The organism is Nonomuraea monospora (genome assembly GCF_039531895.1).
Classification (GTDB): domain Bacteria; phylum Actinomycetota; class Actinomycetes; order Streptosporangiales; family Streptosporangiaceae; genus Nonomuraea; species Nonomuraea monospora.
In genome coordinates, this window is record NZ_BAAAQX010000025.1 from 1 (window position 1) to 12,741 (window position 12,741).

Below are 12,741 nucleotides of genomic sequence, written 5' to 3' on the forward strand. Positions count from 1 at the left end.
GGGGGTGGGGGTGGGGGTGGGGCGGCGGCGGTTCCAGGAGTCGAGGATGTGGCGGCGCATGGCCGTCGCCGCCCCCTCCGCGTCCCCCGCCGCGATCGCGTCCCGGATCGCCTGATGCTCCGCCAGGGTCTGCCGCATCACCGAGTCGTTGTACTCCCCGTGGTACCGCATGCTGGTACGCGCCTTGTCGTGGATGCTGTTGACGATGGCCCGCCCGAGCCGGTTCCCGGAAGCCGCCATGATCATGTCGTGGAACCGCACGTCGGCGGCGCCGAAGTCGGCCGGTGAGGCGAGACTGGCCCGCATCGTGCCCAGCTCCGCCCCGATCCGCTCGTCGTCTTGAGCGGTGTGGAGGCGGGCGGCGGCGGCGGCCATGTCGGCCTCCAGGGCCGTGCGCACCGACACCAGCTCGTCCAGGAATGTGGCGTTCTCGTCGTGCGTGATGACGGAGGTCAGGACGACGTCGTCGAGCAGGTTCCACTGGCGCGCGTCCATCACCTGGGTGCCGCGCCCGTGCTCGATCCTGACCAGGCCCTTCTCCTGGACGATCTTCACCGACTCGCGGATGACGGTCCGGCTGACGCCGAACTCCTCGCACAGCTCGCCCTCAGGCGGCAGTGCCGAGCCGGGGCGCAGGGCGCCGCGGACGATGTCGTCCACGAGTTGCTCGACCACGGTGGTGCCCAGCTTGGCCGGACGTGAGCGGCGCGGCCGGCGAGCGGGCTTAACAGTGCCATCGAGCGGGCCGGCGGGCGGGGGGTCGAGCGGGCCGTCGGGCGTGTCGCCGGTGAGCGCCGGTGCGTGCTGAGTCACGTGCCCTCCCGAGCACTGGTGGTCCTGATCTTCGGACCGCCTTGAGTATAGGCCATTGTGCGAGACATCACACGTATGATGTCATATCCCGAAACGCGGCGTTTACGTAGCTCACTTCGTCCCCCCGAGGAACAACCACATGAGACGACGCAGCCCGGCGATCCTCGTGACCGCGGTCCTGTTCACCGTCGCGGCCTGCGGCCCGCCCAGCCCCACCGGCGCCGCCGAGCCCGGCGCCGCCACCTCCGCCACCGCCTCCTCCCCGTACGGCTTCGCCCCCGCCGAGCAGAAGGACGGCAAGCTCGTGGTCTGGGTGGACTCCACCCGGCTGGACGCGGCCAAGGCCTACCAGGCGGCGCATCCCGGCGCGCAGCTCGACATCGTCACCTACGACGGCAACGCCAACGGCTCCAACACGCTCAAGACCAAGGTCCAGCTATTCAACCGGGCCGGCGAGGGCTGGCCCGACGTCGTGTTCACCACCGACAACAACACCGCCTCCTGGGCCTCGCAGGGCGACGACGCCTTCGTCGCCCCGCTGGACAAGGGCCTGATCGACCAGGGCACGCTGGACGGGTTCGCCAAGGGCGCGCTCGACGTGTGCACGGTGGACGGCACCGTCTACTGCCTGCGCAACGACCTGGCCCAGGTGGTGCTCTGGTACAACAAGAAGCTGTTCGACGAGTTCGGCTACCAGGTGCCCAAGACGTGGGAGGAGTACCAGGCGCTGGGTGAGAAGGTGGCCGCCGAGCACCCCGGCTACCTGGTCGGCACGGCCGGCGACGCGTGGACGCCCGAGATCTACCTGTGGGGCGCGCAGTGCCCGGCCAACCAGGTCACGGCCGCCAAGGCGATCACGGTCAAGGCCACCGACGCCGCCTGCGTGCGGGCCGCGAAGCTGATCGACAAGCTCGTGGCGAACAAGACCATGTCGCTGCTGCCGCTCTTCGGCCCCGACTTCGCCAAGAACCAGGGCGGCAAGGTGCTCATGCTGCCCGGCCCCGCCTGGTACGGGGGCGCGGTGTTCCAGGGCACGCTGAAGACGCCGAAGGGCGAGCTGGCGGTCGGCGACGCGCTGCACTGGGCGGACCAGAGCCCGCCGGTGACCGGCAACGTCGGCGGCGGCGCCTGGTGGGTCTCGCGGCACAGCGCCCGCCTGGAGGCCGCCAAGGACTTCGTCACCTGGGTCACCACGGCCGACGCGTACCAGGTGGACAAGTCGCCCGGCTACCCCGCCCACGCGGGGGCGGCGGCCAAGTGGATCGCCAGGCAGCAGGAGAGCGGCTACTACGCGGGCGACATCGCCGCCCCGATCACCGCCGCCGCCGGGCAGGTCTGGCCGGGCTGGGGCTCGCCCGAGTTCAGCCAGGAGGCGGTGTGGGCCAAGACGGTCATCCCCGCCCAGACCGCGGGCAAGACCGTCGAGTCGCTGCTGGCCGACTGGCAGATCGCGATCGAGCAGCAGGCCCAGGTGTTCGGCTACCAGGTCAGCAAATGAGCACACCCGCGCTCACCGCCGCCGGAAGCCGCTCCTGGCGGCCGGCGGCGGGGCACGCCTTCGTCTCCGGGTACGTGGTGCTGCTGGTGGCGTTCGGCATCGTCCCGACCGGGTACGCGCTCAACCTGGCCTTCACCGACGCCGGCGGGCGCTTCGCGGGCCTGGCCAACTTCGTGCGCACCGCCCAGGACTTCCGGTTCCTCGCGGCGGTCGGGCACGTGGCCACGTACCTGGTGCTGTGGCTGGTCACGCTGACGGTGCTGACGCTGACGCTGGCGCTGCTGGTGCACCGGCTGACCGCGGGCTGGTCGCGGGCGGTGCTGAGGTTCGTCTACTACGTGCCCGGCGCGCTGGCGGGCGCGTCCAGCGTGCTGCTGTGGCTGTTCATGCTGGACCCGTCCGTGAGCCCGATCGACGGCATCGTCCGCTCGCTGTGGGGCTCGACGTTCGTGGCCGTGGTCGCCCCCGGCCACCTGCCGTGGCTGTTCACGATCATCGCGTTCTGGACCGGCGCGGGCGGCTGGATCGTCATCATGTACGGCGCGCTGAACAGCATCCCGCACGAGGTGATCGAGGCCGCCCGGGTGGACGGCGCGGGCCCGCTGCGCACCGCGCTGCGCGTGCAACTGCCGATGCTGCGCAAGTGGATCGTGTACATGCTGATCCTGTCGCTCGCGGCGGGCACGCAGCTCTTCGTCGAGCCGCAGCTCATCTCCCAGGCCAGCTTCGGGGTGGTCGGCACCGACTACTCGCTCAACCAGCTCGCCTACCTGTACGCCTTCGACCAGAACGACTTCAACGGCTCGGCCGCCATCGCCATCGACCTCCTGATCGTGGCGCTGTGCTCCGCCGGCCTGTTCGTCGCCAAGGGAGGGCTGTTCGATGCGGACTGACCGCCCGGCCCGCCTGGCGGTGCGGGCGCTGGTGGCCGTCGTGCTGACCGCGTTCGCGCTGTTCTTCGTGCTGCCGATGGTGTGGCTGGTGCTGGCCGCCACCAAGACGCCCGCCGGCCTCATCCAGGACAACCCGCTCTCCCCCGGCTCGATCGCCGCGCTGCTGGACAACTGGCGTCATCTCATGTCCTTCCAGGACGGAACGGTGGCGACCTGGATGGGCAACTCGGTGCTGTACGCCGCCCTGTCGGTGGCGCTGACCCTGCTGGTGAGCATCCCGGCCGGCTACGCCCTGGCCCTGATGAAGTTCCGGGGCCGCCGCCTGCTGCTGATCGTCACGCTCGTGGTGATGCTGATGCCGGCCACCGCCCTGGTGCTGCCGATCTTCCTGGAGTTCAGCTACCTGGGGCTGGTCAACACGACCGCCTCGGTGGTGCTGCCGATGTCGTTCTTCCCGTTCGGGGTGTACCTGACCTACATCTACTTCTCCACCAGCGTGCCCGCCGAGCTGCTCGACTCGGCGCGGCTGGACGGCTGCGGCGAGTCGGCGACGTTCGCCCGGGTGGCGCTGCCGCTGGCCAAGCCGGTCGTCGCGCTGGTCGCGTTCTTCAGCTTCGTGACGAACTGGAACAACTTCTTCCTGCCGTACGTGATGCTCCCGAACAGCGACAACTACCCCATGCAGGTCGGCCTGACCCAGATGCTGGCCGCGACCCCCACCTTCAACCCCGTCGTCGGCGCCAACGCCGAGGTGCAGCCGCCGGAGCTGGTCCTGGCCACCCTGCTGTCGATCGCCCCCGTGCTGCTCGTCTTCCTGTTCTCGCAGCGCTTCCTGGTCGCCGGGCTGACCGCCGGCGCGACCAAGGGCTGACCGTGCCGACCTCGCCGACCGTGCCGACCTTGCCGACCTTGAGGAGTCCCCACCGCATGACGCACCGCCCCCCGACCGTGACGGCCAGCGTGCCCGTCCTCGACCCGCCCGCCTGGGCGCTGTCCCAGCGCGCCCTGCTGGACCTGCTCGACAGCGGGTGGCGGCTGTTCTCCGCCCGCTACACCAGGCCGGACGGCTCGCTGCGCTATGAGGGACGGCTGTCCTCCCGCGACGGCGCCGACGACTTCTTCGAGCCGTTCTTCAACTGGCCCCAGCTCTACCTGCTGGGCGGCGCCGACGACCTGCTGGAGACGTGCGCGCGGCACTGGCACGGCGTGGTGGCCCAGATGACGGAGCTGGGCATGTTCGCCGACGAGTTCGAGATCGGCTACGACTGGTTCCACCAGGGCGAGAGCCTGCTGTTCACGTACTTCCTGACGGCCGCCGACCCGCATTCCTGGGCCGAGCGGGCCACCCGCTTCGCCGACCTGTACCTCTTCCCCGCCAACGGCAACTACGACCCCGAGCTGCGGATCGTCAAGGCGCCGCACAACGGCGGCCGCGGCGCCCGCGAAGGCGTGTCCGACACGCCCGCGTACCCGTGGACGGAGGCCGAGGCCGCCCAGTACGGCTACCCGCTCGACTGGCTGGTGCCCGACGGCGCGCCCGTGCCGCCGCTCGCCAAGGACCCGCGGCTCGGCGCGGAGATGCAGCGCAGGCTCGGCAGCGGCGACGTCGTCGGCAACCTCAGCGTGGCGGGCCTGATCGCCAACGCCTACCTCGCGGGCGGCGAGCGGCGCTACGCCGACTGGCTGCGCGACTACGTCGGCGCCTGGCAGCGCAGGGCCGAGGCCAACGGCGGCATCGTCCCGGACAACGTCGGCCTCGACGGCGTCGTCGGCAGCCGGCTCGACGGCCGCTGGTACGGCGGCCACTACGGCTGGACGTGGCCGCACGGCCTCTACAGCATCGGCCAGGCGGTGGCCGTCGGCGCGCTCAGCGCCGCGTTGGTCACCGGCGACGACGGCTACCTCGGCTTCGCCCGCACCCTGCTGGACGCGGTCATCGAGCGCGGAGTCAAGCAGTCCTTCGACGAGAGCGACTCGGCCAACCAGGGCCGCTGGCGCGCCCATCTCGGGCCCGACGCGTACGTCCCGACACTGCTGGTGCCCTACCGGCACAGCGACAAGGGCTGGTTCGACCACAACCCGATCCAGACCTCCGTCCCGTTCGCACTCTGGCACCACACCGGCGCGCCCGAGGACCGCGCCCGCCTCGACGCGCTGCGCGCCGCCGCCGGGTACGACTGGGCGACCGTGCGGCCCTTCCGCGACAAGGAGGAGGCCGGCCACGAGGAGCCCTGGTACGCCTACCTGTGCGGCGACAACCCGGACTACCCCGAGCGCATCCTGGCCGCCGCGCACGCCCAGGCCCGCCGCCGCATCGCGCTGCTGCTCGCCAACGCGGACCGCGACCTGCCGGAGGAGGCCATCCACCTGTGGCAGAACGTCAACCCGGTGGTGACCGAGGCGCTGGCGCAGCTCATGTGGGGCGGCCCGCAGGTCGTCTACAACGGCGGCCTGCAGCAGGCGCGGGTCCGCTACTTCGACGCCCGCCGCCGCCGTCCCGGCCTGCCCGATCAGGTGGCGGCGCTGGTCAGCGCGATCGAGCCGGAGGCCACGGTGGTCACCCTGGTCAACCTGTCGGCGGTGGACGACCGGACGATCGTCGTGCAGGGCGGGGCGTTCGGCGAGCACGAGATCGTCACCGCTGCCGCGACCTCGGCCGAGCCGGGCTGGACGGGGCACGACACGGAGTACGTCCATCACGAGCCGGTCGTCTCGGTCACCGAGCACGCGGTGGGCGGGGCGTACCTGGCGGTGGAGCTGCCGGCGGGCACGACGATCACGCTGACGCTGCGGCTGCGGCTGCGCGCCTGCCGGCCGTCCTACCGCGCGCCCTGGGAGGCCCGCTAGACACGCGTGGCGGGCGGGCCCGAGGGCCCGCCCGCCGCCGCCTTGCCTCAGGGATCTAGCCGCAGTGCTCGAAGGGGCTGTCGTAGACGGACGAGCCCGCCTTGCCGCCCCACTTCACGCACTTGCCCGCCGCGGCGGCCCGGATCGGCCCCGCGTAGTAGGCGAAGCTGCCGCTGTCGGTGACCCGGGTCTTGCCCTCCACCTCCAGGTACGCGCTGGTGGCGCTGGCCGTGCCGATCGAGGTCTTCTTGATGGTGGCGACGCAGTTGTTGCCGTTCGCCGAGTTGTAGAGCAGGTAGACGGTGCCGGCCGTGCCGAGCGCGGCGCTGTCGATCGCCTTGTAGCCGCTGCCGCAGACCGACTCGGCGGTGTGCGGGTTGGTGGGGCCGCCGCTGCCGCCCGTGACGTAGTTCATGAACGTGGTCCAGTTCCAGTAGCCGCCCGGGTCGGTGTGGTCGGTGCCGGGGACCTGGCTGTGGCCGACGATGTGGGTGCGGTCCTTGGGGATGCCGTACCGGTCGGCGATGTTGCGGGTCAGCGCGGCCGACGAGCGGTACATGGCGTCGGTGAACCAGGTGGCGTCGTTGACGAAGCCCTCGTGCTCGATGCCGACCGAGCGGCGGTTGTAGTCGCCGGCGTGGAAGGCGCGGTCCTTCTCCCTGACCATCTGGGTGACGGCGCCGTCGGAGGAGCGCACGACGTAGTGGGAGCTGACCTTCGCGGCCGGGTTCTGGAACCAGGAGATCGTCCCGGCGTAGGAGCCCTGCGCCACGTGGATGACGATCCGGTCGATCGCGTCGCTGGTGGGGCGGCTGGAGACGGCGTAGTTGGCGCTGTTGGCCGCCACCCAGGTGGCCTGCGGGTAGTCCACCGCGGCGGCCAGCGTGCTGGGGCCGTCCAGGTCCTTGGCCTTGCCGTACGTGCCGCGGTCGGGCTCGACGGCGCGCGGCTTGACCGTGACGCTCTCGCCGCCCTCGGCGGTGCCGCGCACGCCCTCGGCCAGCAGGTCGTAGACGGTGTCGGCGTACAGGCGGGCCACGTCGGCGGAGGCGGCGCCGCCGTAGCGGGCGATGGGCGTGTACCAGCGGGCCGGGTCCTTGCGGGCGGCGGCGTCCAGGCCCGCCTCGTCGGCGAGGGCGCGCAGGACGGCGGCGCCGCCGGCGATGTTGGCGGCGTCGTCGCTCTTCAGCTCCGCGACCGGGCGGCCGGTGAGGGTGGCCGCGCGCTCCAGGGTGCGGGAGGTGACCAGGTGCATCACGCCGTAGCCGCCGCTGGCGCTGGGCTGGCCGTCGTGCCCGTCCAGGTGGGTCTCGGCGTAGGCGAGCGAGACCAGCAGGTCGCGCGGCACCTCGTAGGTGGTGGCCGCCTTGGCGAACGCCCCCGCCACGGGGCCGTCAGCGGACACGGCGGTAGATGCGGCGGACGCGGCCGGGCCGCTCATCAGCAGCGTGGCGGGCATCAGCACGCCGGCGAGCAGCGCGGCTGAGCGGCGCAGTTGGGCACGCACAGTGTTTCTCCTCAGGAAGTCTCGTTCGCAGGGGGTGTACGCGCTCTAGCCGCAGTGCTCGAACGGGCTGTTGTAGACGGCCGAGCCCGCCTTGCCGCCCCACTTCACGCACTTGCCCGACGCGGCGGCCCGCACGGGACCCGCGTAGTAGGCGAAGCTGCCGCTGTCGGTGGCCCGGGTCTTGCCCTGCACCTCCAGGTACGCGCTGGTCGCGGTGGCCTTGCCCAGCGACGACTTCTTGATGGTGGCGACGCAGTTGTTGCCGTTGGCGGAGTTGTAGAGCAGGTAGGCGGTGCCGGCCGTGCCGAGGGCGGCCGAGTCGATCACCTTGTAGCCGCTGCCGCAGACCGAGGCGGCGGTGTGCGGGTTGGTGGTGCCGCCGCCGCACTTGTTCTTGGAGGTCAGCGTCTGGTTCGGGTAGCCGAACGTGGCGCCGTTGAAGACGGCCTTGCGGATGTTGCTCGGGTAGCTGGTGCCCTGGCGGACCTCGTAGTGCAGGTGCGGGCTGATGTTGTTGCCCGGCTTGCTGGTGTTGCCGAGCGTGCCGATCTTCGTGCCCTGGGCGACCTGCGTGCCGGCGGAGACGGAGCGGGAGTTCAGGTGCGCGTAGTACGACGTCCAGCCGCCGCCGTGGTCGATCTTGACCAGGTTGCCGTAGCCGTTCGCGGAGCCCTGGTGGGCGGAGATGACCACGGTGCCGGCCGCGGCGGCCACGACGGTGTCGCCGAGGTCGGCGTTGGCGGTGCTGCCGCGGTTGAAGTCGATCTCGTACGAGCGGTGCGCGCTGCTGTTGCTGGAGTTGCCCGTCCAGCTCTGGCCGCAGGGGAAGGGGAGCTGGAAGCTCGGCGCGGCGAGGGTCGAGACCTCGGGCACGTCCACCTGGTTCGGCGGGTCGTTCTGGTCCGGGGCGGGGCTCGTCGCTGTGGGCGTGGGGGCCGGGGTCGGGGCGGCTAAGGCGGCCTGACCGGCCGTCAGACCGCACACCAGGACGAAGCCGATCGTGAGCGCCCTGCTGGCTCGCATAAGGATCCTTTCCGTACGGCGCCGGAACGGGATCCGCCCCGGCGCCGATCATGATCAAGTGGATCTGCGCTTACTGGGGCTCAAGATTGCGAGTACGGCGTACAAAGAACATCCAGGATCGATATAAAGGCTCAACCGGGCAATGGTTGCAATACCTCCAGGTAAGGAGTAGGTGCGGTCATAGTGGGTGAAATACCAGCCTTCGGTGTCCTCGGGCCGTTGCAGGTCCTGACCCCGGACCGGAGCCTGCGCATCGGCGGCACCAAGCCGCGGCTGCTCCTGGCCACCCTGCTGCTGGAGGCCAACCAGGTGGTCGGCTCGGACACGCTCATCGAGGTCCTGTGGGCCGCCGGCCCGCCCTCGTCCGCCACGGCCAACCTGCGCACGTACGTCAGCTCCTTACGCGGCGTCCTCGGCACGGCCGGGGCCCGCATCGCCGCCCACCCCTCCGGCTACGCCATCGAGGTGCCGGTGGAGCGGCTGGACCTGCTGCTGTTCGAGGACCTGGTGGCCAGGGCGCGGGCGGACGGGCGTACCGAGGCCGGGGCGGCGCACCTGCGCGAGGCGCTCGCGCTGTGGCGCGGCGAGCCCCTCGGCGACCTGCCCGCCAGCCCCGCGTGGGACCACCGGCTGCGGGCCCTGACCCAGGCGCGGCTGGCGGCGGCGGAGGAGCTCGTCGCGACGAAACTCGCCACCGGGGAGCACGCCTCCGCCATCGACGACCTGCGCGGGCTGATCGGGGAGCATCCCTACCGCGAGGATCTGTGGCAGCAGCTCATCCTGGCGCTGCACCGGGGCGGGCGGCGGGCGGAGGCGCTGCACGCCTACACCGAGATCCGGCGGCAGCTCGTGGACGAGCTGGGGATCGAGCCCGGCCAGGAGCTGCGGGAGGCCCATGCGCGGGTGCTGGCGGAGGACTTCGAGGAGCCTGGCGCCGCCTCCCGCCCGGACGCGAACGCCGGGGCGGGCGCGGGAGCGGGCTCGGGTGCCGGTGCGGGCGCGGGCACAGATCCGGGCACGGACACAGACCCGGGCGCGAGTGCGGGGGCAGGCACGGGCGGGGGCTCTGGCATGGGTGCGGGCGGGGGCGCGGGCGCGGGTGGGTGGACGGGGGCGCCGCCGCCGTACCAGCTCCCCGCCGACATCCCCGACTTCACCGGCCGCGCGGCGGCGGTCACCGCCCTGACCGAAGCCCTCGCGACCCACCACCCGGACGGCCCCCCGTCGATCGCCGTGGTCGTCGGACCGCCGGGCGTCGGCAAGACGGCCCTGGCCGTGCACTGCGCCCACGCCGTACGCCCCGGCTACCCGGCCGGTCAGCTCCACCTGTGCCTGGGCGGCACCGACCCGTCGCCGGCGGACCCGGCGGAGCTGCTGGCCGAGGCGCTGCGCGCGCTGGGCGTCGCCGCCGCGGCGCTGCCGCCCACCCTGCGCGAGCGCTCCGCCCTCTACCGCTCCCTGCTGGCCGAGCGCCCCATGCTGGTCCTCCTGGACGACGCCGCCGACACGGCCCAGGTGCGCGCCCTGCTGCCGGGCAACGGCTGCGCGGTCCTGATCACCAGCCGCCGCCGCATCACGGAGCTGCCCGGCGCGCTGCTGCTGGAGCTGGACGTGCTGCCGCCCGGCGAGGCGGAGCAGTTGCTCGGCCGCATCATCGGCCCGGAGCGGCTGGCCGCCGACCGGCAGGCGGCCCTGGACATCCTGGCCTGCTGCGGCCATCTGCCGCTGGCCATCCGGATCGCCGGCGCCCGCCTGGCGGGCAGGCCCGGCTGGCCGCTGGCGGTGTTCCAGCGCCGCCTGGCCGACGAGTCCAGCAGGCTCGACGAGCTGCGCGCCGGCGACCTGGAGGTGCGCGGCTCGCTGGAACGCAGCACGGGCAGGCTGACCGGCGAGGCGGCCGCCGCCTTCCACGCGCTCGGCCTGCTCGGCCCGGCCTCCGTGCCCGGCTGGGTGGCCGACGCGGTGCTGGGCCGTCCCCGTACGGAGGCGGTGGTGGACTCGCTCGTGGACGCCAGCCTCCTGCGCCTGGCGGGCACCGACGCGCTGGGCCAGCCCCGCTACCAGTTGCACGACCTGATGCGCGCGCAGGCCAGGCAGCACGTGGCGGGCGAGGAGGGGCGGCGGGCGCTGGCCCGCGTGGTCGGCGGCTGGACGAGCGCGGCCGGGCACGCCATGACCCGCCTGCCCACCACCCTGTTCAGCCTGACGCCCGGGGAGCCCGTCTCCTGGAGCCTGCCGGGTGAGACGCTCGCCCAGCTCACGGCCGATCCGCTGTCGTGGTTCGAGGCGGAGCGCGAGTCGCTGGTGGAGGCGGTGCGGCTGGCCGCGGGCACGGGGCTGGCGGCGTCCGCGTGGGGGCTGGCCGGCGCGCTGGTGCCCTACTTCGACCTGCACTGTCTCCTGGACGAGTGGCAGCTCACGCACAGTCTGGCCCTCGACAGCGCCAGGGCGGCGGGCGACCGGCGCGGCGAGGCCGCGATGTTGCGCGGTCTCGGCCAGGTGTGCCTGTACCAGGACCGTTACGCCGAGGCGGGCGACATGCTGCGGCGGGCGTGCGCGCTGTTCCGCGAGCTGGGCGACACGCGCGGCGAGGCGATCTCGATCTGCGGGCTGGGCGCGGTCAGCCAGTTCTCCGGCGACCATCTGCGGGCGCTCGGCTCGTTCCGCCGGGCGCTGGCCATGTTCCTGACGATCGGCGACCGCGGCGGCGAGGCGTACGCGCGGCAGGCGATCGGCCGCATCCACCTGTCGCTGCGGGACGTCCGGCAGGCGTCCAGGTGGCTGGCGGAGGCGCTGCGGCTGGCCAGGGATCTCGGCGACACGCACCGCGAGGGGTGCGTGTCCATGCATCTGGGACGCCTGCACGACATGAAGGCGGAGGCCGGGGAGGCGATGCGGTTCCAGGGCCGGGCGCTGGACATCTTCGAGCGGCTGGGCGACCGGCACTGCGGCGCGTACGCGATGCAGAGCCTGGGCGGGCTGCAGGCGGCCAACGGGGAACGCTCGGAGGGCTCCGACCGCCTCCAGGCGTCCCTGGCGATCTTCCAGCAGCTCGGCGACCGCAGCGGGGAGGCGGCGGCGTTCCAGACGCTGGGCGAGCTGTACCGGTCGGCGGGGCGGACCGCGCTGGCCTCCCACTACCTGCACCGCGCGGTCGAGCTGCGGCGGGAGCTCGACGACGCGGGCCCGAGCCCGCGCCGGGTGTGAAGCCGTCAGGGAGCGAGGTCGAGGGCGTCGATCGAGACGGCCGGGCTGGTCGTCAGGAAGGGCCGCTCGTCGCCGTCGCCGAAGTCGGTGGTGACCAGCCGCCCGGGAGCGGACCCGGGGCGGACGACGCGCCCGCCGCTGACGGCGAGGTAGCCCTCGAAGTTCCGCCTGGTGAAGCGGCGCTCCTGCCCCGTCCGCACGTCGATGACGATCAGCGGGCTCTCGTCGTCCGGCTCCGGATAGACGACCAGCTCGTGCCCGGAGACCCAGACGGAGTGCGGGCCCGGCAGCGCGACACGTTCGGGGAAGGAGGCGATCTCCTTGCCGGTGAGGTCGAGGACGACGGTGGTCAGCACGTCGTCCAGCGTGAGGTACGTCGCCGCGAGCAGCAGCCCGTCGGGCGACCAGCCGATCGCCGCCTCCTCCCAGTAGCCTTCGGCGTACCAGAGCCGCTCCCGCGCCCCGGTGCGGACGTCGATCAGCTCGATCCCGGCGATCTCGTCGCCGACGCCGGGAATGCCGGGCCCGTCGGACAGGTCGGCGAGCACGGCGAGGCGGGCGCCGTCCGGTGACAGCGCGGCGCGCAGGTAGTCGTCGGAGGTGAACTCCTGGCGGGCTCCGGTGGCGAGCGTGTGCAGCACCACCCGCCGGGGGCCCGCGCCGTCGTCCTGGTTCGCCGTGCAGACGAGCAGGCTACCGTCGGACGACAACGACACCGTCTCGGGCGCGAGGTGCGCGGGCAGCCCGGGGACGGACACGAACGCGTCGCCGCCGGCCTCCAGCACGACCACTCCGAAACCCTGGGCGGCGAGCACCATCCTGGCCTGGCGCACCGGCCGCGAAGCCAGCGTGTCGAAGGCGATCTGCCACGAGCGGTCGACGACCACGGCACCTCCTCTTACGGATCCGGTGCGCAGCCTAGCCGATCCCTATCGCGAAACGATCTTTTGGGT

9 protein-coding genes are annotated in these 12,741 nt (G+C 72.6%); 5 read left to right on the plus strand and 4 right to left on the minus strand.

Going from position 1 to position 12,741, the window contains the following annotated elements; translation table 11 throughout:
• The coding region (locus tag ABD331_RS37765) for a FadR/GntR family transcriptional regulator (protein ID WP_344486145.1) at nucleotides 1–813 on the minus strand (813 nt) is incomplete at its 3' end.
• A gap of 139 nt (nucleotides 814–952) precedes the next feature.
• Here ABD331_RS37765 and ABD331_RS37770 point away from each other — a divergent pair.
• Genes ABD331_RS37770 through ABD331_RS37785 form a run of 4 tightly spaced genes read left to right on the plus strand, consistent with a single transcriptional unit; the run spans nucleotide 953 to nucleotide 6,051 of the window.
• A complete protein-coding gene (locus ABD331_RS37770; RefSeq protein ID WP_344486147.1) occupies nucleotides 953–2,311 on the plus strand; it encodes an ABC transporter substrate-binding protein in 1,359 nt (452 codons plus the stop codon).
• Nucleotides 2,308–3,204, plus strand: a complete 897-nt coding sequence (locus ABD331_RS37775; RefSeq protein ID WP_344486150.1) for a carbohydrate ABC transporter permease — start codon at nucleotides 2,308–2,310, stop codon at nucleotides 3,202–3,204. The genes ABD331_RS37770 and ABD331_RS37775 overlap by 4 nt, the downstream gene beginning before the upstream one ends.
• Nucleotides 3,194–4,075: a carbohydrate ABC transporter permease gene (locus ABD331_RS37780; RefSeq protein WP_344486153.1), complete on the plus strand. Its 882-nt coding sequence runs from the start codon at nucleotides 3,194–3,196 to the stop codon at nucleotides 4,073–4,075. Before ABD331_RS37775 ends, ABD331_RS37780 begins: the two co-directional genes overlap by 11 nt.
• Nucleotides 4,076–4,131: 56 nt before the next feature.
• Nucleotides 4,132–6,051 carry a DUF8034 domain-containing protein gene (locus ABD331_RS37785; protein ID WP_344486156.1) on the plus strand — a complete coding sequence of 640 codons (1,920 nt, stop codon included), beginning with the start codon at nucleotides 4,132–4,134 and terminating at the stop codon, nucleotides 6,049–6,051.
• A gap of 55 nt (nucleotides 6,052–6,106) precedes the next feature.
• Here ABD331_RS37785 and ABD331_RS37790 read toward each other — a convergent pair whose 3' ends face one another.
• Together ABD331_RS37790 and ABD331_RS37795 are read right to left on the minus strand one after the other, a co-directional pair.
• Nucleotides 6,107–7,558 carry an N-acetylmuramoyl-L-alanine amidase gene (locus tag ABD331_RS37790; RefSeq protein WP_344486159.1) on the minus strand — a complete coding sequence of 484 codons (1,452 nt, stop codon included), beginning with the start codon at nucleotides 7,556–7,558 and terminating at the stop codon, nucleotides 6,107–6,109.
• A 45-nt stretch (nucleotides 7,559–7,603) separates the two neighbouring features.
• Complete coding sequence (locus ABD331_RS37795) at nucleotides 7,604–8,581, minus strand: M23 family metallopeptidase (RefSeq protein ID WP_344486162.1); 978 nt, start codon at nucleotides 8,579–8,581, stop codon at nucleotides 7,604–7,606.
• Between the two features lie 219 nt (nucleotides 8,582–8,800).
• On the opposite strand from ABD331_RS37795, the gene ABD331_RS37800 reads away from it, so the two are divergent.
• The gene (locus ABD331_RS37800; protein WP_344486165.1) at nucleotides 8,801–11,788 is read left to right on the plus strand and encodes an AfsR/SARP family transcriptional regulator; all 2,988 of its coding nucleotides are present in this window, start codon (nucleotides 8,801–8,803) and stop codon (nucleotides 11,786–11,788) included.
• A 5-nt stretch (nucleotides 11,789–11,793) separates the two neighbouring features.
• Here ABD331_RS37800 and ABD331_RS37805 read toward each other — a convergent pair whose 3' ends face one another.
• Nucleotides 11,794–12,675 carry a TolB-like translocation protein gene (locus tag ABD331_RS37805; protein WP_344486168.1) on the minus strand — a complete coding sequence of 294 codons (882 nt, stop codon included), beginning with the start codon at nucleotides 12,673–12,675 and terminating at the stop codon, nucleotides 11,794–11,796.
• Nucleotides 12,676–12,741 lie beyond the last annotated feature (66 nt).

Bases quoted from the DNA above. Each gene is read 5' to 3' on its own strand.
- ABD331_RS37775 (WP_344486150.1), top strand. From the start codon at position 2,308: ATGAGCACACCCGCGCTCACCGCCGCCGGAAGCCGCTCCTGGCGGCCG.
- ABD331_RS37780 (WP_344486153.1), top strand. From the start codon at position 3,194: ATGCGGACTGACCGCCCGGCCCGCCTGGCGGTGCGGGCGCTGGTGGCC.
- ABD331_RS37795 (WP_344486162.1), bottom strand. From the start codon at position 8,581: ATGCGAGCCAGCAGGGCGCTCACGATCGGCTTCGTCCTGGTGTGCGGT.
- ABD331_RS37785 (WP_344486156.1), top strand. From the start codon at position 4,132: ATGACGCACCGCCCCCCGACCGTGACGGCCAGCGTGCCCGTCCTCGAC.
- ABD331_RS37770 (WP_344486147.1), top strand. From the start codon at position 953: ATGAGACGACGCAGCCCGGCGATCCTCGTGACCGCGGTCCTGTTCACC.